Genomic DNA, 19428 nt, shown 5'->3' with positions numbered 1-19428 from the left:
CGCCCGAAGGCGCCGGGGCACGAGGGTGCAGGGATGCGGGTCAGCTGAGGCCGCTGTAGACGTGCAGGCCCTTGAAGAAGAGGTTCACGATCGTGAAGTTGAACATCACGGCGCTGAAGCCGATGATCGAGAGCCATGCCGACCGCGTGCCCCGCCACCCGCGTGTGGCACGGGCGTGGATGTAACCGGCGTAGAGCACCCAGATCACGAAGGTCCACACCTCTTTGGTGTCGAAGCCCCAGTAGCGACCCCACGCGTCGTTGGCCCAGATGGACCCGGCGATGAGCGTGAAGGTCCAGAAGATGAAGCCCACGATCGCGAACCGGTAGGCGAGCGACTCGAGCGCATCGGCACCGGGGAGGATGCGCAGGAACCGCGGCCCGGTCTTCGCGTCGGCAGCAGCCGCCTTGCGCTCGCGCCGCGCCTGCAGCAGCTGCGTCACCGACAGCGCGAAGGCGAGCGCGAAGAACGCCGTCGCCAGTGAGGCGACGAACACGTGCACCACGAGCCAGACGCTCTTAAGCGGGTCGGCCAGCGGCACGACGTCGACGTGGAGGAGCGTGGCCCAGCCCATGAGCACGGCGACGAGACCCGTGATGAAGGCGCCGAGGAAGCGCAGGTCGTAGCGGAACAGCACGGCCAGGTACACGGCGACGATCAGCACGGTGCCCGTCAGGGCGAACTCGTACATGTTCGACCACGGCACCCGCTCGGCGGCGATGCCGCGCAGCACCGCGCCGGTGAGGTGGAAGAGGAACGCGAGCCAGGTCAGCGAGGTGCCGATGCGCGCCCACACCGGACGCGAGCGTTCGCGTCCGCGCGCCGCGAGGGATGCGGCGGCGCGCTCTTCGCTCGCCCGAACCTGCGAGATCGTCTCTCCACCGGCGGCGACGAGCTCGCGATCGCGTACGAGGGCGTCCTGCCGGTCGGCAGCGTCGGCAGAGCGGCGAGCGAGGTCGATGGTGTACGCGATGAACGCGAGCGCGTAGATCGCGACCGCCGTCCAGACGGTGAGCAGCGAGACCGCGTCGAGCGAGAGCTGTTCGGGCATGGGATCAGTCTACTTTCGGGTCTGCGGCGGGGGTCGGCCGATCCGCGTCGATGATCTCACCCTCCGCGGCCTCGGCGAAGGCACGTCCGTGCCGATCGGCGAGCTGGTCGACGGCAACGGCGATCTGCGGGTCCTCCCCGCGCGCGAGGCCCGCGTACTCGATCAGCAGCGCGCCATCGCGCGGCGTGACCTTCACCCACATCCGGCGGCGGGGCACGAACAGCGCGAGCAGGAGCGCGGCGAGTGCGATGACCGCGAACAGCAGCACCCAGGGCGCGCCGACGTCGTGGTGGATGGAGAGCGAGACGAACCGCGGCACGGCCTGGGAGTAGTCGGCGCCCGGCGAGCCCGAGTCCAGGGTTCCGTCGGTGACCTCGTTCTGGCTCGGGTCGGCGGCGTTCTCGAACGTGATCGTGCCGAGGCCGTTCGGCAGATCGGTCGTCTGGCCCGGAAGCAGCTGGATCGAGGACTTGTCCGTGTCGATGCCGGTGAGCTTCGTCATGCCGGTCGGATCCAGGGTGTAGACCGAGCGAGGCGTGCCGTCGTCGATGCCGAGGTCGCCCTCGTAGACGTCGAGACTCAGCACGGGATAGATCAGATCGGGGTAGACCGAGGTGTACGCACCGGTGTCCAGCGGCTGCGCGGTCGGATAGAAGAACCCGACGAGACCGAGCTGCTGCGGCATGCCGTCGGCGATCTTGACCACGCCGAGCGAGGTCATGTTGTTGTTCTGGGGCAGGAAGGGCACGGCGTCGCGGAACACGACGTCGCCGTCGGCGTCGCGCACCGTGACGATCGGCGCGTAGCCGTTGCCCATCAGATACACACGGTCTCCCGCGATGTCGAGCGGGTGGTTGACGCGCACCTCGCCGTCCTGCGGATCCTGGCCCGGCAGCTGCGTGGTCACGTGCGCCACGAAGTCGCCGGCCTGCCCCGCTGCCGCCGTGCCGGAGGGCTGGTACGTGACGTCGAACCTGTTGAGGGTGATCGAGTACGGGGAGAGCTGGTCGGCGTCGACGAAGCGTCCGGGGTTGAAGGACGAGTAGTCGGTCAAGGCGTTCACGAAGCTCGTGCCCTGCACCATCGCCCGCTGGCCGGTGTAGGTCAGTGCTCCGCCCACGCCCACCGCGATGAGCACACCCACGAGGGCGATGTGGAAGAGCAGGTTGCCCGTCTCGCGGAGGTACCCGCGCTCGGCCGACACCGACAGGAAGCCGCGGCCGTCGTAGCGCTCGACGCGGTAGCGGGCGGTGCGCAGCAGCGCCGAGGCCGAGGCGACGGCGTCCTCCGCCGCGTCGGCGGCATCCATGCCCTCGGGCAGGCGCACCACGAGCTCGCGGTGGTCGTCGAGGCGGGAGAGGCGCGCGGGCGTGCGGGGCGGGCGCGCGCGCAGCGCCTTCCAGTGGTGCCGCGTGCGCGGGATGACGCAGCCGATGAGCGAGATGAACAGCAGGATGTAGATCGCCGAGAACCAGGGCGAGCTGTAGACGTCGAACAGCTTGAACCAGTCGAGCACCGGGAAGAGGTCCGGGTTGTCGGACCGGAACTGCGTCACACCGTTGGGATCGGCGGAGCGCTGCGGGAAGATCGAGCCCGGCACCGCGGCGATCGCCAGCAAGAGCAGCAGCACGAGGGCGGTGCGCATGCTCGTCAGTTGCCGCCATCCCCACCGAAGCCACTCGATCGGTCCGAGACGCGGCGACGTCACATCGTCGTCACGTGCCGGAGCGGGGCGGCCGTCGACGTGGTCGGAGGGACGCAGCGGTTCCGAGATGTCGGCTCGATCAGATGGGGAGCGGGACATTGACCAGCACCCCCTGCAACTGCGACATGAGTGAGCTCCAGACGCCGGTGACCATCAGCACACCGAGAACGATGAGCAGAACGCCGCCGAAGATGTTGATGGCACGGATGTGGCGGCGCAGGAACGACACCGACTTGCTGGCCCAGCCGAAGCCGGCCGCCAGCAGGAGGAAGGGGATGCCCAGCCCGAGCGAGTACGCGAGCCCGAGGACTGCCGCGCGGCCGGGGTCGCCCATGTTCCACGACAGCGCGAGGATCGTCGCGAGCGTCGGGCCGATGCACGGCGCCCAGCCGATGCCCAGGGCGAGGCCGAGCAGCGGCGCGCCGACCAGTCCGAGGTTCCCCCGGACGTTGGGCTTGAACGTGCGCTGCGCGAAGCCGAACAGGCCGATGAAGATGAGCCCCATGACGATCACGACCGCACCGAGCACGCGCGTGATGATGTCGGAGTACTCGAGGAAGAACCGACCGAGCGAGCCGCCGAGCACGGTCATCGCCATGAAGACCACCGTGAACCCGGCGATGAACAGGAGCACGCTCAGCAGCAGGCGCCCGCGCCCCCTGCGACCGGATGCGGTCCCCGCCGCTCCTCCGAGGAAGCCGAGGTATCCGGGCACGAGCGGGAGCACGCAGGGCGAGAGGAACGAGACGAGCCCCGCGGCGAGCGCCAGAGGGATCGCGACCCAGAGCGCTCCTTCGGCGACGATGCCGGTCACGAACCCTCCTTGAGGGCGTCGCGCACAAGCGTGGTGAGGATCGAGGCGTCGCCGAGCTCGCCGACGATGCGCGCGGCGACCCGGCCCTGCTTGTCGAGCACGAGAGTCGTCGGGGTGGCCGTGAGGGGTGTGGCGTCGGCGAACGACAGCTTCAGCTTGCTGTCGTTGACCGCGAGCAGGCTGGGATAGCTGATGCCGTTGTCTTTCGCGAAGGATGCGGCCGTGGGCGCCTGATCGTAGGTGTTGATGCCGAGGAACGAGACGTTCTCGCCCCTCAGGTCCTCGTACGACTTCTCGAGGCGCGGCGCTTCGACGATACAAGGGCCGCACGCGGCGTACCAGAAGTTCACGACGAGCACCTGGCCCGCGTAGTCCTCGTTCGTCACCGTCTCACCGCTGTCGCTCACACCCGTGAACACGATGGGATCGGAACGCTCGGCCGGCGGGGTCTCGACGATCGGCACGCCGTCGGCGCCGATGTAGCCCTTGTTCGATCCTTCCCGGTACTGGTCGGCGAGAGAATCGTTCGCCGTACAGGCGGCGAGGCTGACTGCGAGCGCGCCGGCGACGAAGGCCGCGGCGAGGCGGCGGGGACGGACTCTCATACTGCTCCTACATCGACGGCGCCCTCGGCGGATGCGGGCTCCGCGTAGGCGATCTCGCACCAGGCGCCCGGCCCGCCCTCGAAGCTCGTCACGCTCGACAGCGCGCAGCGTCGGGCTCGCGGGTCGTGCCGCAGCGGCAGGCCCGCGATCGCAAGGTGGGTCACCCAGATCGGCAGCTGGTGGCTGACGATGACGACGTCGCCCGCGGGAACCGCATTCCATGCCTTCGCCATGGCCCGCTGCATCCGCGCGACGACCTCGGCGTACGGCTCGCCCCAGCTCGGGACCGAGGGGCGCGTCACGTGACGCCAGTTCAGGGGGTTGGCGAGGGCCCGCCGCATCCGCTTGCCCTCGAACACGTTCCACGGCTCGATCACGTCGGGCTCGACGACGGGCTCGAACCCGAAGAGTTCGGTGAACGGCTCGGCCGACTCCCGCGTGCGCTGCAGGGGCGAGCAGACCAGCGCGGTGACGGGACGTCCCTCGGCCTGCACGTGCTCCGCGGCCTGGCGCGCCATCCGACGACCTGCCGCGCTCAGCCGGAACTCGGGCAGCCGACCGTACAGGACACGGTCGGGGTTGTGGACCTCGCCATGGCGCACGAGGTGGAGGCGTTCGGCGGGCACCCCCCGATTTTACGTGGATGCCGGATATGAAGAGACTGAGCGTCAGCTGGTAGCGGTCAGTCGCGGGCGCCCACGCGGCGTCGGTGCGCCAGCAGGGACCGGACCCGCGCGTAGACGAACCACGCGATGCCCGCGGCGACGACCACGATGACGATCACCTGGAACACCTCGGCGTACTGCTCGACGATGTGCCACGACTCGCCGAGGAAGTAGCCGGCGAGCACGAAGATCGTGTTCCACAGCAGGCTGCCCGCGGCCGTCAGCAGCACGAAGCGCCACAGCGGCATGCGGGTCACGCCCGCGGGAATCGAGATGAAGCTGCGGAACAGCGGCACCATCCGCCCGAAGAACACCGCCTTGCCGCCGTGCTTGTGGAACCAGGCGACCGTGCGGTCGATGTCTTCCGGATGCAGCAGCGGCACCTTCGCCGCCACCCGGCGCAGCCGATCGATGCCGAGCCAGGCGCCGATGCCGTAGAGCACGAGCGCCCCCACCACGGAGCCCGCCGTCGTCCAGAGGAGCGCCTCGGCGAGGGTGAAGCCCCCGCGACTGGCCGTGACCCCCGCCATCGGCAGGATCGCCTCGCTCGGCAGCGGCGGGAAGACGCTCTCCAGAGCGATCGCGATCCCCGCACCGATGGGGCCGATCCACTCCATCAGTCCGACCAGCGCGTCCATCAGCTGACTGAGCCAGGACTCGTTCGACGAGGCGCGGACAGGCGGAGCGACCTGGGTCATCGGGGTCCTCGAGACTCTCGGTGATCGGGCGAAGGATGTCGTGCGTCGCGCACACGGTACCCATCGCCGGTGAACCGCGGCTGGGAAATCGCCCGCGGCCTCATCGCCACAGGGTCAGACGGCGGCCCAGAGGAGGAAGGCACCCACGACCCAGCTCAGCGCGGCGAGGACGGTCCCCACCAGCGGCACCCAGAAGGCGCGGCGACGCACGACGAGCAGCAGCACGGCGAAGAACGCCGTCAGCACGAAGGCGATCCACGGCACCGTGAGCATGGTCCACACCCCGCCCTGGAGCAGTTCCGTGCGGCACACGCGACCGTCGGCGCCGCATCCGGTGGACGAAGAGGCCAACAGGAGAGCGAGCGCGGATGCGACCGCCGCGACGGTGGCGGTCGCGACCAGCAGCACGATCGTCAGGACGATGTCCCACGCCTTCCGTCGCCGACGAGGCGCAGTACGCCCGGTGTCGCGCTGCGGCGTCGGGGCCGGACGATCCGCGCGCGCGGCCGGCTCCGGACGGACGGCCGCCGGCGCCTCGCCGGAGCCGACGCGGAACGACTCGGGCGGCAACCGGAAGATCGCGGGTTCCTCGCCGGGGCGCTCACTGCTCACGCGGCCATCGTACGGGCGCCGGGCACGGCCCGTAGACTGCTCTCTCGTGAGTGAACGCGTTCTGGTCAAGCAGCTGAAGTCCCTCCCCGCGGGAGGTGTCTCGGTGTCCGGATGGGTCGAGACCGTCCGCGATCAGAAGAAGGTGCAGTTCGTCATCCTGCGCGATGAGACCGGCGCCGTGCAGCTCGTGAACCCTGCCACCCGCGAGCTCGGCGACGACGCGACGGCCGAGCAGGCAGCGGCTCTCGCACTGACCGAGACGATCTCGAACCTCGCCACGGGCACGTTCCTGACGGTGACCGGTGAGCTCAAGCACGACGAGCGCGTCAAGCTCGGCGGCGTCGAGATCAAGATCGCATCGCTGGAGATCGCGGCGGCTGCGCTGCCGGAGACGCCCATCGCCGCCGACAGCGGCCTCGACAAGCGCATGGACTGGCGCTTCATCGACCTGCGTCAGCGCCGCAACAACCTGATCTTCCGCATCCAGACGACCCTCGAGCACGCGATGCGCACCTACTGGGTGGAGCGCGACTACGTGGAGATCCACTCCCCCAAGCTCATGTCCACGCCCGCTGAGGGCAACGCGGAGCTGTTCGCGCTCGAGTACTTCGGCGACCAGACGGCGTACCTGGCGCAGAGCCCGCAGCACTTCAAGCAGATGGCGCAGGCCGCCGGCTTCGGCAAGGTCTTCGAGATCGGCGACGTCTTCCGCGCCGACCCCAGCTTCACCAGCCGCCACGCGACCGAGTTCACCTCGGTCGACGCCGAGCTGTCGTGGATCGACTCCTACGAGGACGTCGCCGCGATGCAGGAGGAGCTGCTCGCGGCCGCCTTCACCGCCGTCAAGGAGAAGCACGGCGACGAGATCAAGGAGCTGTTCGACATCGACGTCGTCGTGCCGACGCTCCCGTTCCCCCGCATCCCGCTCGCCGAGGCGCGCGAGATCGTGAAGGCGCGCGGCTACGACATCCCGCGCACGGACGGCGACCTCGACCCCGAGGGCGAGCGCCAGATCTCCGCCCACGTGCGCGAGACGTACGACCACCAGTTCGTGTTCATCACGGACTACCACCCCGAGATCCGGCCGTTCTACCACATGCGCAACGCCGAGACCGGCCTCACGAACAGCTACGACCTGCTGTTCAACGGCACCGAGATCACGACCGGTGCGCAGCGCGAACACCGCATCGAAGTGCTCGAGGCGCAGGCGCTGGAGAAGGGCCTGTCGCTCGAGGGTCTCGAGCACTACCTCGACTTCTTCCGCTACGGCATCCCGCCCCACGGCGGTTTCGGCATGGGCCTCGCTCGTGTGCTGATGCTCATGCTCGGCCAGGACTCGATCCGCGAGGTGACCTTCCTCTTCCGCGGCCCCACGCGCCTCGCCCCCTGACGCCCCGCCGCCCTCGGCCCCACCCCGGGTACCCGAGTTGCGACGCATGTGAGCAGATGCGCCACTTCTGCGCAGCCGCGACAGGTCGATCCTGTGGCAGGTGCGCAGAAGTGGCGCTCTTGCGTTGTGGCGGATGCGGGCAGACGCGGCGGTCGGCGGATGCCGCGCGCCCACCGCCCGGGCCCACCGCACTCGCCACGCTGCGTACACGGCCCGTTCACCGCCGCTGCCGACCCCCGTCACCGTCCCCTCATAACTTCCTCTCGTCCCGATCTGTCGCGCCCCTCGCGCGCGGCCGCATCGAACTACCCGAGAGGAATCCGCATGACCATCCGCTCCACCCGCCGCGGCCGCGCCGTCGCCGGGATCGCTCTGACGGCGATCGCCGCCGTCGCCCTCGCCGGCTGCGCAGGCACCGCCGAGGCGTCCTCCGACGACTCCTCCAAGGCCCAGAGCGCCACGAGCGTCGCCGACTTCGGCACCTTCGCCGACCTCGAGGCCGCGGCGAAGGCCGAGGGCAAGCTCAACGTGATCGCCCTGCCGCGCGACTGGGCCAACTACGGCGAGATCATCGACCTGTTCACCCAGCGCTACCCGGAGATCTCCGTCGAGGAGCAGTCGCCCGACATCTCCAGCGCCGAGGAGATCCAGGCCGCGAAGACGAACGAGGGTCTGGACACCGCGCCCGACGTGTTCGATCTGGGTCTCACCGTCGCGCTGCAGAACACGGCGTCGTTCGCGCCCTACAAGGTGCAGACCTGGGACGACATCCCCGACGCTCTCAAGGAGCCCACGGGGCTGTTCGTCGGCGACTACGGCGGGTACATGTCTGTCGGCTACGACTCGTCGCGCTTCCCCGCTCCCCAGAGCCTCGACGATCTGCTCGGCGACGAGTACCGCGGCACGGTCGCCATCAACGGCGACCCGACGCAGGCGGGCGCGGCCTTCGCCGCGGTGGGCATGGCCACGGTGCAGTCCGGCGGAACGCTGGACGACTACCAGCCCGGCATCGACTTCTTCAGCAAGCTGAACGCCGCCGGCAACATGCTCAAGCTCGACGTGACCAGCGCGACCGTGGCCAGCGGCGAGACGCCCGTCGTCTTCGACTGGGACTACCTCAACGCGACCCACACCCAGAGCAACCCCAACTGGAAGGTCGTCGTCTTCGACGGCACCGGGTACGCCGGGTACTACAACCAGGCGATCAACAAGAGCGCGCCGCACCCGGCGGCGGCCCGCCTCTGGCAGGAGTTCCTCTACAGCGACGAGGTACAGAACCTGTGGCTCGCCGGCGGCGCCCGCCCGGCCCGCATGGACGCCATGCAGACCGCCGGAACGCTCGACGAGAAGCTGGCCGCAGCCCTGCCCGCGACGCCCGACAAGACCGTCGTGCCGAGCGAGCAGCAGAGCACCGACGCCGGCACCCTGCTCGGTGAGAAGTGGGCCGCGGCCGTCTCGTGACCGCATCCGTCGTGGCCGACCGCGACACGCAGGACGCACGCCCCGTCGCCGGGGAGCCTCAGGCTCCCCGGCGACGGGGCGCCGCCCGTGACCTGTCCTGGCTGGGTCTTGCCCCGTTCGCGGCGTACATCGCCCTCTTCCTCGCCCTGCCGACCGTCCTCGCCGTCGGTTCGGGGCTCTTCGATGCCCGCGGTGCGTTCACCCTCGACAACGTCGCGGCACTGGGCGACCCCGTCATCCTCATGACGTTCTGGAACTCGACCTGGGTGTCGCTGCTGACGGCCCTGCTGGGCGCGGTCGTGGGAGCCGTGGTCTGCTACGCGATGCTGGGGCTTCCTGAGACCGGTTTCGTACGCAGCACGGTGGATGCGGCATCCGGAGTCCTGGCGCAGTTCGGCGGCGTGATGCTCGCCTTCGTCATGGTCGCCGCCATCGGAACGCAGGGGGTCGTCACGCTGCTGCTGAAGCACGTGCTCGGCATCGACCCGTACGCCGACGGTGCATGGATCTACTCCGTTCCGGGCCTCATCCCCGCGTACATCGTGTTCCAGGTGCCGCTCATGATCATCACCTTCATGCCCGCCCTCGCGGCTCTGAAGCCCCAGTGGGCCGAGGCCCATCAGACCCTCGGCGGCACTCCGCGCAGCTTCTGGCTGCACATCGGCATCCCGGTGCTCGCGCCGTCGTTCCTCGCGAGCCTCCTGCTGCTGTTCGCGAACGCCTTCTCCTCGTATGCGACGGCGGCGGCGCTGGCGAGCCAGGGCTCACAGATCGTGCCGCTGCAGATCCGCACGGCGCTCACGAGCGAGACGCTGCTCGGACGCGAGAACCTCGCCGGCGCGCTCGCGTTCGGCATGATCCTGGTCGTGGCCGTCGTGATGGGTGTGTACGCCCTCATCCAGCGTCGGGCAGCGAGGTGGCAGGCGTGAAGACCTTCGCCCCCTCCCCCCTCATCCGCTGGATCATCGGCATCGTCGTCGGCGTCGTCTTCGCCGTGCCGTTCGTCGCAACGGTCCTGTTCACGCTCGCGCCGCTGCCGGGCACCGACGCTCTCACCCCGACGCGGTGGCTGGCCGTCTTCAATCCGGCGAATGCCGCGAAGTACGCCCCGATCTGGACAGGGCTCGGCAACTCGCTCTCCCTCGCGGCCGTGACCGTCGCCCTCGTGCTGTTCCTGTTCACGCCCACGATGGTGCTCGTCGCCCTGAAGTTCCCCCGACTGCGACGCGGCTTCGAGTTCCTCGCCCTGCTGCCGATCTCGATCCCCGCGATCGTGCTCGTCGTCGGTCTCGCCCCGATCTACCTGCAGATCGGTCGGACCCTCGGCACGGGCGCGTGGACGCTCGCCTTCGCGTACGGCGTGCTTGTGCTGCCTTTCACGTACCGCTCGATCCAGGCCTCGATCGACGCGATCGACATCAAGACGCTGTCGGAGGCCGCACGCACCCTCGGTGCCGGGTGGTTCGCCGTGCTCGTGCGGGTCATCGTGCCCAACCTGCGCCAGGGGCTGCTCGCCGCATCCCTCATCTCGGTCGCCGTCGTGCTCGGCGAGTTCACGATCGCCTCTCTGCTGAACCGCCAGGTCCTGCAGACGGCGCTCGTCCTCATCAACCGACAGGATGCGTGGGCCGCCGCCATCTTCACCCTGCTGGCACTCGCCTTCGCGTTCGTGCTGCTGCTCATCATCGGCCGGGCCGGGCGCCTGGGCGCCGGAAGGAAGAACTCATGACCACGGCAGACACACCGCTGCGGGGGCTCCCCTCGACCTCCGACAACATGCTGCTCGCGGAGGCCGGCTCAGGCAGCCGCGTGCAGTTCCGCGGCGTCGTCAAGGACTACGGCGCGACGCGCGTGCTGCACGGCGTCGACCTCGACATCGCCCCCGGCGAGTTCGTGTCGCTGCTGGGCCCGTCGGGCTGCGGCAAGACCACAGCACTGCGCGTCCTCGCCGGCCTCGAGCACGCCACCGACGGCGAGGTGCTGCTGGCGGGGCGCGACGTGTCGGGGGTCCCCACGAACAAGCGCGACATCGGCATGGTGTTCCAGTCCTACTCGCTCTTCCCGCATCTCCGGGTGCTCGAGAACACCGCCTTCGGTCTGCGCCGTCGCGGCGTCGGCAAGACCGAGGCCGCTCGGCGGGCGGCAGACGCGCTCGACCTCGTCGGCCTGGGTCACCTCGCCGACCGGTTCCCGCACGAGCTCTCGGGCGGTCAGCAGCAGCGGGTGGCGCTCGCGCGCGCACTCGTGACCGAGCCGCGGGTGCTGCTGCTGGACGAGCCCCTGTCGGCACTCGACGCGAAGGTGCGCGTGCAGCTGCGCGACGAGATCCGCCGCATCCAGCTGCGACTCGGGATCACGACGGTGTTCGTCACGCACGATCAGGAAGAGGCGCTCGCGGTGTCCGACCGCATCGCCGTGATGAACGCGGGCCGCATCGACCAGATCGGCACGCCGGAGGAGCTGTATCTGAAGCCCGCCACGGCACAGGTGGCCGCCTTCGTCGGCGTCTCGAGCCTGGTACCCGGCACCGTCGTCGGCGACTTCGTCGACGTCTGGGGCCAGCGCCTGCCGCTGCAGACGCCGGTGGATGCGGGCTCGGTCGACGTGTTCGTGCGACCCGAGAACGTGCGCTTCACCGCATCCGAGGCGCCGGGGGTCGAGGCGACCGTGCAGGAGAGCACCTTCCTGGGCAGCTTCCGGCGATCGGTCGTGCGCACGGCGGACGGCACGATGCTGAACGTGCAGCACGACGCCGGCGAGCGCGTGCAGTACGGCGACACCGTGCGCATCGCGCTCGATCCGGTGCCGGTGGCCACGCGTCCGCGCCACTGAGCCCGCCGGCGCCCTCCCCAACCTGCCCGAGTTGCGTCGCGGTTGCGCAATCGCGACACTTCTCCGCATCCGCGACAGGAAACCTCTGTGGCGGATGCGGAGAAGTGTGGCATCGGCGGCGGGCCGGATGCGGAAACCGCCGCACCGAGCGGATGCCGGCACCTGACGCACCCCGCCGCGGGCACGAAGTATCACCCGAGCCGGCACCGACTGTCGAGCCGAGCGGCGGGTTCGGACGCGCCCCGTAGCGTGGTCGGACCCGAAGGAGGACCATGCTCGACAACCACTGGGCGCAGTTCGCCCTGATCCTGGCCATCGCCCTCGTCGTCGCCACCCTGGTGACCGTCGCGGCGACCGTCTCCACCCGGCTGACCGGTCGCCGCAAGTCCTGGCCGAGCGGCCTCGCGCGCCGCGCGCGTGCACCGTTTCGCACGCTGGCGTTCCTCGTCGCGACGTGGATCGCTGTGACCGCCGCCTTCCCGCTCCGCGACTGGCGTCCGATGCTCGACCAGGCGTTCACGATCCTCGTCATCGGCGCGACGGCGTGGCTGCTGGGGGCTCTCGTCGCCTTCAGCACCGATCTCACCCTGGGCCGTTACCGCATCGACGTGCCCGACAACCGGCTCGCTCGCCGCATCCGCACCCAGACGCTCATCGTGAAGCGCCTCGCGATCGTCCTGATCGTCGTGCTCGCCATCGGCGCGGCGCTGCTCACCTTCCCCGCCGTCCGCGCGGTGGGCGCGAGCGTGCTTGCCTCTGCGGGCATCGCCTCGATCGTCGCCGGCCTGGCGGCGCAGTCGGTGCTGGCCAACATCTTCGCCGGGCTGCAGATCGTGTTCAGCGACGCCCTGCGCGTCGATGACGTGGTCGTCGTCGAGGGCGAGTGGGGTCGGGTGGGCGAGATCACGCTCAGCTACGTCGTGCTGGATCTGTGGGACGAACGCAGGCTCGTGCTGCCCTGCACGTACTTCACGACCACGCCGTTCCAGAACTGGACCCGCCGCGGCTCCGAGCTGCTCGGCGCCGTCGAACTCGACCTGGACTGGCGCGTATCCCCCGCGCGGATGCGGGAACACCTCGACGAGGTGCTCGCACACACCGACCTCTGGGACGGTCGCGCCAGTGTTCTCCAAGTGACCGAGGCCACCGGCGGCTACGTGCGCGTGCGCATCCTCGTCACTGCACGGGACGCTCCGACGCTCTTCGACCTGCGCTGTCTCGTGCGGGAGGCGATGGTCACCTGGACCCAGGCGGCCATGCCCACGGCTCTGCCCGTCCAGCGCGTACTCATGACGGAGCCCGACGGCGCGGCCCCGCAGACGCACGAGCCGACGCCCCAGGATGCGGGACTGTTCACCGGCAGCGCCGAGGCCGAGGCCCGCGCCGACACCTTCACGCAGGCGATCCCCGTCGTCTCAGGCGGGGACGAGCAGGGTCAGAGCTCGAAGTCCACCGCGACGCGCGACGAGACCACCGAGCGCACGTAGGTGACGACCTCCTGGTGTGCGGGGTGGTCGATGTACTCGCGCAGACCGTCGACGTCGTCGAAGTCGGCGACGATCGCCACGTCCCAGTTCTCGCCGCCGAGAACGTCGGCGCCCACGGAGATGGCACGGATGCTGGGGACCACTCCCTCGAGCGCGAGGAGCCGCGTCGTGATGCCGGCCGCATCCACGGCGCGCTCATCGGCGTCGGCGGCGGCGAGCTTCCAGGCGACGATGTGGCGGATGGTCACAGTGATGCTCCTTCGGGGCGGGTGGCGTCCTCGACGGCGGCACGCAGCCGCTCGGGGTTCACTCGCCAATACGCGTGCAGGTCGTCATCGATCATGACGACGGGGATCTTCTCGGCCCACTGCTCGTGCAGCAGCGCGTCGTCGAGGATGGACTTCTCCTCGAGCTGGATGCGGTCGGCCGCGTCGTCGGGGAGTTCGGCGAGGACGTGCTCGATCACCCCGCGCGCGACGTCGCAGAGGTGGCAGCCTTCTTTGCCGATGAGCGTGATGGTTCTCACGCTCACATCCTAGATCGGGTATACGACCTCAGGACTCGACCGGGTAGCCCGCGGCGATCCACTCGCCCGTGCCGCCGTCGACGTTCGTGGCCTCATATCCGCGGGCTTCGAGCGCCTGAACGACGCGCGCCGAGCGACCGCCCATCTGGCAGATGACGTCGAAGGGACCCTCGGGCAGGCGGTCGAGGTTGTCGCCGATGGTCGACATGGGAACGTTGACCGCACCGGGGACGTGGCCGGAGGCGAACTCCTCCACCTCTCGCACGTCGATGAGAGGAACGCCCTCGCGCTCGCGCAGCTGCTGCACCGTGATCGAATTCATGTCACCAGGCTAGACCGCAGACACGAAGCGCCCGTCCAGGGGACAGGCGCTTGTGTCGATGCCGCTTACTTCTTGTTGCGGCGCTGGTGGCGAGTCTTGCGAAGCAGCTTGCGGTGCTTCTTCTTCGCCATGCGCTTGCGGCGCTTCTTGATGACAGAACCCACGGAAAACCTCACTGGTTGGCGGTCTGGGCGCAGGATGACCTGCTCCCGGGAACGAGGCACCGAAAAAATGCCTCGGATAAGTCTAGCCGACGTCGGCGATCGGCCGCTGCACGGCCTCTGTGACGGCGGATTCGGGCACCCGATAGCTGCGCCCGAATCGCACGGCGGGCAGTTCGCCCGCGTGCACGAGACGGTACACCGTCATCTTCGACACGCGCATGATCTGCGCGACTTCGGCGACGGTGAGAAAGCGCACGTCGGGCAACTCGGCCATGTCCCATCCTCCCCGGGGTTCAGCACACTCTAGGGCGACGCATAGACGCGTGTAAACCGGAGTGACGCGTGTGACCAGCGTGACGGTCGTCAGCGACCGCGCTTGCCGAACGCCACCGCGACCGCGCGGTTGACGGATGCGGCCGCACGACCGACGGCTGCAGCCGCGTTCGCGGCCGGCTCCGGCAGCGTCGAGATGAATGCGGCCGTCGCATCCTCGTCCTCGGTGAGGAAAGGCATGAGCCACGCGTCGATCTCGTCGAGCGGCTCGCGGGAGAGGCTGTAGTAGCGGTGCTGCCCCTCCTCGCGCACCGACACGAGGTCGCTCTCGCGGAGCACCTTGAGGTGCTTCGACACCGTCGGCTGGCTCACGCCCAGCTCGCTCACGATGTGCGAAACGCTCGTGCCGTCTTCTCCGGATGCCGAACGATCCAGCAGGAGGCGCAGGATGTCGCGCCGGGTCGCGTCCGCGATCACGCCGAAGATGTCCGCCATGCGCCTTAGGTTAGTCGGGCTCCGAGCGGAGTACCATGACACGCGTTCCGGTCGCAGACCGCTCCGCATCTCCGAAGGGTCCCACGGATGACGTCCGACTCCGCGAGTTCGGCGACGCGGCGTCGGCTCAGCGCCCTTTGGGAGCGCATCAGCGATGCGGCCAAGACCTTCACGACCTCGTCGCCGGCACGCTTCGCGGTCCTGATCTTCTCCGGCCTGATCCTGCTGTTCACGGCGCTTCTGTCGCTGCCTGCGATGGCGGCGGACGGCCGGGTCACCCCTCTCGCGGACGCCCTGTTCACCGCCGTGTCCACCATCTGCGTCACGGGCCTGTCGACGGTCAACATGGGCTCGCACTGGTCGCCGCTCGGACAGGTCGTGATCTACATCGGCGTCAACGTCGGTGCTCTCGGCGTGCTGACCCTCGCCTCGATCCTCGGGCTCATCATCTCCCGCAGGCTGGGGCTGCGCGCGAAGCTCATCGCCGCCGGAGACAGCAACCCCATGCGCGTGCACGGCGGCCCTGTGAACGAAGGGCAGACCGTACGCCTCGGCGAGGTCGGCGCGCTGCTTCGCACCGTCGCCCTCTCCACGCTCGTCATCGAGGCGGGCCTCGCCATCCTCCTCTATCCGTCGCTGCTCGCCGGCGGGGTGGACCCGATCACCGCTCTCTGGGAGGCGCCCTACTTCGCCGCGATGTCGTTCACGAACACCGGCTTCACCCCGAACGCCGACGGACTCGCGCCGTTCTCGCACGACTACCTGTTCATGACGGTGCTGATGATCGGCGTGTTCCTGGGGTCCATCGGCTTCCCCGTGATCTTCACCCTGTGGCGGCACCAGTGGCACGTGCGCCACTGGTCGCTGCACACCAAGCTCACCCTCATCACGACCGTCATCCTGTTCTTCGCCGGCGCCGTCGTGTTCGTGAGCCTGGAGTACGACAACCCGCTGACGTTCGGCGGGATGGATGCCTGGGACACGACCTTCCAGTCCTTCTTCCTGTCGGCGATGACACGTTCGGGCGGCTTCTCCGTCGTCGAGATCGGCGACCTGCACGGCTCCTCACTGCTGGTGGGTTCCATGCTCATGTTCGTCGGCGGCGGGTCGGCGTCGACGGCCGGCGGCATCAAGGTCACGACCCTCGCGGTGCTCGCCCTCAGCGTGTGGTCGGAGGCCAAGGGCCGCCCGTCGGTGCAGGCGTTCGGCCGCCGCGTCCCGAGCGACGTGCAGCGCGTCGCGCTCTCGGTCGTGGCGTGGGGCGCGACGATCGTCGCGATCTCCACGATCACCATCGCCCAGATCACGAAGGCGGATGTGGACAAGGTGCTGTTCGATGTCGTCTCGGGCTTCGCCACGGTCGGGCTGTCGACGGGACTCACCAGCGACCTGCCGGACCCGGCGGTGTATGTGCTGGCGGCCACGATGTTCATGGGCCGCGTCGGCACCGTCACCCTGGCGGCGGCGGTGGCCGCATCCTCCCGCTCCCAGCTCTACTCGCTGCCCGTCGAGCGCCCCATCGTCGGCTGAACGGCGCGACCTGAATCGGGATCACGGTCGATGCGGGCTGAGCGATCGCCGTAATCTGTTGCCCATGGTTGAGAAGCTCCGCAACGACGCCCCCGTGCTCGTGATCGGCCTCGGTCGCTTCGGCGCCGCCTGTGCGGGCGAACTCGACCGCCTGGATCGCGAGGTGCTGGCGATCGACGACAACCTCGATCTGGTGCAGAAGTGGTCGGAGCGGGTCACCCACACGGTGCAGGCGGATGCACGCAACATCGAGGCGCTCACGCAGGTGGGCGCCGCGGACTTCCAGGTGGCGGTCGTCGCCGTCGGCTCGTCGATCGAGGCGTCCGTGCTCATCACCGCGAACCTCGTCGACCTGAAGGTCCCGCAGATCTGGGCGAAGGCGGTCTCGCAGTCGCACGGCAAGATCCTCGCCCGCGTCGGTGCGAACCACGTCATCTACCCCGAGCGCGAGGCCGGCGAGCGCGTCGCGCACCTCGTGAGCGGTCGGATGCTGGACTTCATCCGCTTCGACGACGACTTCGTGCTCGCGAAGATGTACCCGCCGCGCTTCATCCGTGGCGTCGGGCTCAACGAGTCCGGCGTGCGCACCAAATACAAGGTGACGGTCGTCGGAGTGAAGAGCCCCGGGAAGCCGTTCCGCTACGCCGAGGCCAACACGGTCGTGACCAACCACGACCTCATCATCGTCTCGGGAACGAACAGCGACATCGAGCGCTTCGCCTCCCTCGACCGCTGAGCCTCAGCCGCCGGCGGCGAGCTCCTTCGCGCGGGCGAGGGCCGCGTCCGTCGCCTCGGCGAACACGTGCTCGAGGTGCGCGTCCTGCAGCACGGCGACCGCGCGCTCCGTCGTCCCCTTCGGGCTCGTGACGCGTCGGCGCAGCTCGGCGGGGTCCTCGCCCGTGGCATCGAGCAGTGCCGCAGCACCGACGAAGGTCTGCTCCGCCATCAACCGGGCAGTCGCGGAGTCGAATCCCTTTCCGACCGCCGCCTCTGTGAGCTTCTCGATGAGCAGGAAGACGTAGGCGGGGCCAGAACCCGAGATGGTCGACAGGGCGTCGATCTGCGCCTCCGCCACCTCGACGACGGCGCCCACGGTCTCGAAGACCGCCCGCACGACGCCCATCACGCGCTCGTCGGCGAGCGCGCCCGCAGCGATCCCCGTCACGGCCTTGCCCACCACGGCCGGCGTGTTCGGCATGGAGCGGACCACGATCGCATCTGGGCCCAGGATCTGCTCGAACGTGGCGATCGTGACGCCCGCGGCAAGGCTCACCACGATCGTGCCCGGACGCAGGTGCGGGCCGATCTCGGCGAGCAGATCCGGGACCATTGCGGGCTTGACGCCGATCAGCACGACGTCGGCGGATGCGGCCGCCGTCACGTTCGCGGTGGCGTCGTCCTCGAGCGCGAGCGAGCGGATGCCGGGATCGGTCAGAAGCTCGGCCTTGGCACGGCTGCGGTTGGTGACGACGACCTGGCCGGCGAGCCCGAAGGCTGCGACTCCCTGGGCGATGGCGCCGCCCATGGAGCCGGCGCCGAGAATCGCGAGAGGGGGGGGCTGGCTCATTTTTCCACCCTACGACCCGGGGGCGCTCCAGGTGCCCCGGCTATCATCGGAACGGCCGGGGCCGTGACGTGCCCCCTCCTGGAGGCGTCCATGATCGAACCCACCAGCCCCCTGTTTGACGGCATCACCGCCCGACAGGTGGACACCGCACGTATCTCCGCGCGCGTTCTGCTGCGCGACGGCGATCGCAGCGATACTCCCGCCGAGCGCACCGTGGTGCTCCTGCACGGTCTGCTGTCGTCGTCGCTGATCTGGCAGGAGTTCATGGAGGATCTTCCGAGCGACCTGCGCGTCGTTGCGATCGACCTGCGCGGGTTCGGGGGAACGGAATCGCTGCCGGTCGACGCCACCCGCGGGGTCGGGGACTTCGCGGACGACCTCCACGCCGTGCTCGACGCCCTCGAGATCCGCGCGGCGCACCTCGTCGGCACCGATCTCGGCGCATCCGTCGCGGCGCAGTTCGCGCTCGACGGGCATGGTGTCCTGTCGCTGACGCTGCAGGCCCCCATCTCCCCCTACGGCCTGGGCGGCACCCGCCTCGACGGCAGCCGTCTCACCGACGACGGTGCGGGAACCGGCGCCGCCACGGCGAACACGGAGTTCGTGCGCCGGCTGACGGCCCGCGACAAGAGCGACGAGTCGCCCGCATCCCCCCGGAGCGTGTTCCGCGCCGAGTTCGTCTCGGAGTCGTATCGGACGGCTCGCGAGGACGTCTGGGTCGACGCGATGCTCGCCACCTCCACGGCCGGCGGCAACTACCCGGGAGACACGGTGCCGAGCCCGAACTGGCCGGGCGCGGCATCCGGGAATCTGGGCGTGCTCAACGCACTCGCCCCCACCCACTTCGACCAGTCCGCGCTCGCGCACCTCGGGGCACGCACGCCGGTGCTGTGGATCCACGGCGAGCTCGATGCGATCGTCTCGGACGCCTCGTTCCTGGACCCTGCCCACCTCGGCTCGCTCGGCATCCTGCCGGACTGGCCGGGCGCGGATGCGGCGCCGAGCCAGCCCATGGTGTCGCAGACGCGTACCGTGCTGGATGCGGATGCCGCGACCGGAGCGGACGTGCGAGAGCTCGTCGTCGAGGGGGCCGGCCACCTCGTGCACCTCGAGCGTCCCGCCGCCGTGCGACAGGCGCTGCTGGAGGTCATCGGGTACATCGGGCACGCCCCGAACCCGGCGCCTCCCACCGAGACGATCGTGCTCAAGTCCTCGGACTGAGCGCCGCGAA

General features: G+C 69.5%; 23 protein-coding genes. 9 read left to right on the top strand and 14 right to left on the bottom strand.

Annotated features, from left to right (window positions below; translation table 11 throughout):
* Positions 1-40: 40 nt before the first annotated feature.
* From ccsB to QE377_RS10785, 7 genes are all read right to left on the bottom strand, one after another.
* A complete protein-coding gene (gene ccsB / locus QE377_RS10815) occupies positions 41-1051 on the bottom strand; it encodes a c-type cytochrome biogenesis protein CcsB (RefSeq protein ID WP_307322902.1) in 1011 nt (336 codons plus the stop codon).
* Between the two features lie 4 nt (positions 1052-1055).
* Positions 1056-2855 (bottom strand): cytochrome c biogenesis protein ResB, encoded by a 1800-nt coding sequence (locus QE377_RS10810; RefSeq protein ID WP_307322900.1) that lies wholly within the window; start codon positions 2853-2855, stop codon positions 1056-1058.
* The gene (locus tag QE377_RS10805) at positions 2836-3570 is read right to left on the bottom strand and encodes a cytochrome c biogenesis CcdA family protein (RefSeq protein ID WP_307322897.1); all 735 of its coding nucleotides are present in this window, start codon (positions 3568-3570) and stop codon (positions 2836-2838) included. The genes QE377_RS10810 and QE377_RS10805 overlap by 20 nt, the downstream gene beginning before the upstream one ends.
* Positions 3567-4175, bottom strand: coding sequence for a TlpA disulfide reductase family protein (locus tag QE377_RS10800; RefSeq protein ID WP_307322895.1), 609 nt, complete (start codon positions 4173-4175; stop codon positions 3567-3569). Before QE377_RS10800 ends, QE377_RS10805 begins: the two co-directional genes overlap by 4 nt.
* The gene (locus tag QE377_RS10795) at positions 4172-4801 is read right to left on the bottom strand and encodes a histidine phosphatase family protein (protein WP_307322892.1); all 630 of its coding nucleotides are present in this window, start codon (positions 4799-4801) and stop codon (positions 4172-4174) included. Before QE377_RS10795 ends, QE377_RS10800 begins: the two co-directional genes overlap by 4 nt.
* A 56-nt stretch (positions 4802-4857) precedes the next feature.
* Positions 4858-5538 (bottom strand): DedA family protein, encoded by a 681-nt coding sequence (locus QE377_RS10790; RefSeq protein ID WP_307322889.1) that lies wholly within the window; start codon positions 5536-5538, stop codon positions 4858-4860.
* 114 nt (positions 5539-5652) lie between these two features.
* A complete protein-coding gene (locus QE377_RS10785; protein ID WP_307322887.1) occupies positions 5653-6150 on the bottom strand; it encodes a DUF6264 family protein in 498 nt (165 codons plus the stop codon).
* Positions 6151-6196: 46 nt separating this feature from the next.
* Between QE377_RS10785 and aspS the strand changes: the two genes are divergently transcribed.
* The 6 genes from aspS (at position 6197) to QE377_RS10755 (ending at position 13320) form a co-directional block, all read left to right on the top strand.
* A complete protein-coding gene (gene aspS / locus QE377_RS10780) occupies positions 6197-7540 on the top strand; it encodes an aspartate--tRNA(Asn) ligase (RefSeq protein WP_307322884.1) in 1344 nt (447 codons plus the stop codon).
* 324 nt (positions 7541-7864) lie between these two features.
* Positions 7865-9001 carry an ABC transporter substrate-binding protein gene (locus tag QE377_RS10775; RefSeq protein ID WP_307322880.1) on the top strand — a complete coding sequence of 379 codons (1137 nt, stop codon included), beginning with the start codon at positions 7865-7867 and terminating at the stop codon, positions 8999-9001.
* On the top strand, positions 8980-9930 hold the full coding sequence (locus QE377_RS10770) for an ABC transporter permease (RefSeq protein ID WP_373459527.1): 951 nt from the start codon (positions 8980-8982) through the stop codon (positions 9928-9930). Before QE377_RS10775 ends, QE377_RS10770 begins: the two co-directional genes overlap by 22 nt.
* Entirely contained in the window at positions 9927-10730 is an 804-nt protein-coding gene (locus tag QE377_RS10765) for an ABC transporter permease (RefSeq protein WP_307322877.1), read from the top strand. The genes QE377_RS10770 and QE377_RS10765 overlap by 4 nt, the downstream gene beginning before the upstream one ends.
* Entirely contained in the window at positions 10727-11833 is a 1107-nt protein-coding gene (locus tag QE377_RS10760) for an ABC transporter ATP-binding protein (protein ID WP_307322874.1), read from the top strand. The genes QE377_RS10765 and QE377_RS10760 overlap by 4 nt, the downstream gene beginning before the upstream one ends.
* A gap of 272 nt (positions 11834-12105) precedes the next feature.
* Complete coding sequence (locus QE377_RS10755; protein ID WP_307322872.1) at positions 12106-13320, top strand: mechanosensitive ion channel family protein; 1215 nt, start codon at positions 12106-12108, stop codon at positions 13318-13320.
* On the opposite strand, the gene QE377_RS10750 is transcribed toward QE377_RS10755, so the two are convergent.
* The 6 genes from QE377_RS10750 to QE377_RS10725 form a co-directional block, all read right to left on the bottom strand.
* Positions 13269-13568, bottom strand: a complete 300-nt coding sequence (locus tag QE377_RS10750) for a Dabb family protein (protein ID WP_307322870.1) — start codon at positions 13566-13568, stop codon at positions 13269-13271. The two genes, QE377_RS10755 and QE377_RS10750, sit on opposite strands and share 52 nt — an antisense overlap.
* Positions 13565-13846, bottom strand: coding sequence for a glutaredoxin family protein (locus QE377_RS10745; RefSeq protein WP_307322867.1), 282 nt, complete (start codon positions 13844-13846; stop codon positions 13565-13567). The genes QE377_RS10750 and QE377_RS10745 overlap by 4 nt, the downstream gene beginning before the upstream one ends.
* A 28-nt stretch (positions 13847-13874) precedes the next feature.
* Positions 13875-14168, bottom strand: coding sequence for a rhodanese-like domain-containing protein (locus QE377_RS10740; protein WP_137417930.1), 294 nt, complete (start codon positions 14166-14168; stop codon positions 13875-13877).
* Between the two features lie 65 nt (positions 14169-14233).
* Positions 14234-14332: a 30S ribosomal protein bS22 gene (locus QE377_RS10735; RefSeq protein ID WP_003792170.1), complete on the bottom strand. Its 99-nt coding sequence runs from the start codon at positions 14330-14332 to the stop codon at positions 14234-14236.
* A gap of 82 nt (positions 14333-14414) precedes the next feature.
* Complete coding sequence (locus tag QE377_RS10730) at positions 14415-14606, bottom strand: helix-turn-helix domain-containing protein (RefSeq protein ID WP_137417931.1); 192 nt, start codon at positions 14604-14606, stop codon at positions 14415-14417.
* An 89-nt stretch (positions 14607-14695) separates the two neighbouring features.
* Positions 14696-15100 (bottom strand): helix-turn-helix transcriptional regulator, encoded by a 405-nt coding sequence (locus tag QE377_RS10725; protein WP_307322862.1) that lies wholly within the window; start codon positions 15098-15100, stop codon positions 14696-14698.
* Positions 15101-15187: 87 nt separating this feature from the next.
* Between QE377_RS10725 and QE377_RS10720 the strand changes: the two genes are divergently transcribed.
* Together QE377_RS10720 and QE377_RS10715 are read left to right on the top strand one after the other, a co-directional pair.
* Positions 15188-16630 (top strand): TrkH family potassium uptake protein, encoded by a 1443-nt coding sequence (locus tag QE377_RS10720; protein WP_307322859.1) that lies wholly within the window; start codon positions 15188-15190, stop codon positions 16628-16630.
* A 64-nt stretch (positions 16631-16694) separates the two neighbouring features.
* Positions 16695-17366, top strand: a complete 672-nt coding sequence (locus QE377_RS10715; RefSeq protein WP_137417935.1) for a TrkA family potassium uptake protein — start codon at positions 16695-16697, stop codon at positions 17364-17366.
* A 3-nt stretch (positions 17367-17369) separates the two neighbouring features.
* Here the strand turns inward: QE377_RS10715 and proC are convergent, their stop codons facing one another.
* Positions 17370-18197, bottom strand: coding sequence for a pyrroline-5-carboxylate reductase (proC, locus tag QE377_RS10710; RefSeq protein WP_307322852.1), 828 nt, complete (start codon positions 18195-18197; stop codon positions 17370-17372).
* 90 nt (positions 18198-18287) lie between these two features.
* Between proC and QE377_RS10705 the strand changes: the two genes are divergently transcribed.
* Complete coding sequence (locus tag QE377_RS10705) at positions 18288-19418, top strand: alpha/beta hydrolase (protein WP_307322849.1); 1131 nt, start codon at positions 18288-18290, stop codon at positions 19416-19418.
* Positions 19419-19428 lie beyond the last annotated feature (10 nt).

The organism is Microbacterium sp. SORGH_AS_0862 (assembly GCF_030818795.1).
GTDB lineage: Bacteria > Actinomycetota > Actinomycetes > Actinomycetales > Microbacteriaceae > Microbacterium.
Note: the sequence above shows the minus strand (reverse complement) of the source record. Positions and strands in the feature narration are given on the sequence as shown.

Bases quoted from the DNA above. Each gene is read 5' to 3' on its own strand.
- ccsB (WP_307322902.1), bottom strand. From the start codon at position 1,051: ATGCCCGAACAGCTCTCGCTCGACGCGGTCTCGCTGCTCACCGTCTGG.
- QE377_RS10810 (WP_307322900.1), bottom strand. From the start codon at position 2,855: ATGTCCCGCTCCCCATCTGATCGAGCCGACATCTCGGAACCGCTGCGT.
- QE377_RS10800 (WP_307322895.1), bottom strand. From the start codon at position 4,175: ATGAGAGTCCGTCCCCGCCGCCTCGCCGCGGCCTTCGTCGCCGGCGCG.
- QE377_RS10790 (WP_307322889.1), bottom strand. From the start codon at position 5,538: ATGACCCAGGTCGCTCCGCCTGTCCGCGCCTCGTCGAACGAGTCCTGG.
- QE377_RS10775 (WP_307322880.1), top strand. From the start codon at position 7,865: ATGACCATCCGCTCCACCCGCCGCGGCCGCGCCGTCGCCGGGATCGCT.
- QE377_RS10760 (WP_307322874.1), top strand. From the start codon at position 10,727: ATGACCACGGCAGACACACCGCTGCGGGGGCTCCCCTCGACCTCCGAC.
- QE377_RS10755 (WP_307322872.1), top strand. From the start codon at position 12,106: ATGCTCGACAACCACTGGGCGCAGTTCGCCCTGATCCTGGCCATCGCC.
- QE377_RS10740 (WP_137417930.1), bottom strand. From the start codon at position 14,168: ATGAATTCGATCACGGTGCAGCAGCTGCGCGAGCGCGAGGGCGTTCCT.
- QE377_RS10730 (WP_137417931.1), bottom strand. From the start codon at position 14,606: ATGGCCGAGTTGCCCGACGTGCGCTTTCTCACCGTCGCCGAAGTCGCG.
- QE377_RS10725 (WP_307322862.1), bottom strand. From the start codon at position 15,100: ATGGCGGACATCTTCGGCGTGATCGCGGACGCGACCCGGCGCGACATC.
- QE377_RS10720 (WP_307322859.1), top strand. From the start codon at position 15,188: ATGACGTCCGACTCCGCGAGTTCGGCGACGCGGCGTCGGCTCAGCGCC.
- QE377_RS10715 (WP_137417935.1), top strand. From the start codon at position 16,695: ATGGTTGAGAAGCTCCGCAACGACGCCCCCGTGCTCGTGATCGGCCTC.
- proC (WP_307322852.1), bottom strand. From the start codon at position 18,197: ATGAGCCAGCCCCCCCCTCTCGCGATTCTCGGCGCCGGCTCCATGGGC.
- QE377_RS10705 (WP_307322849.1), top strand. From the start codon at position 18,288: ATGATCGAACCCACCAGCCCCCTGTTTGACGGCATCACCGCCCGACAG.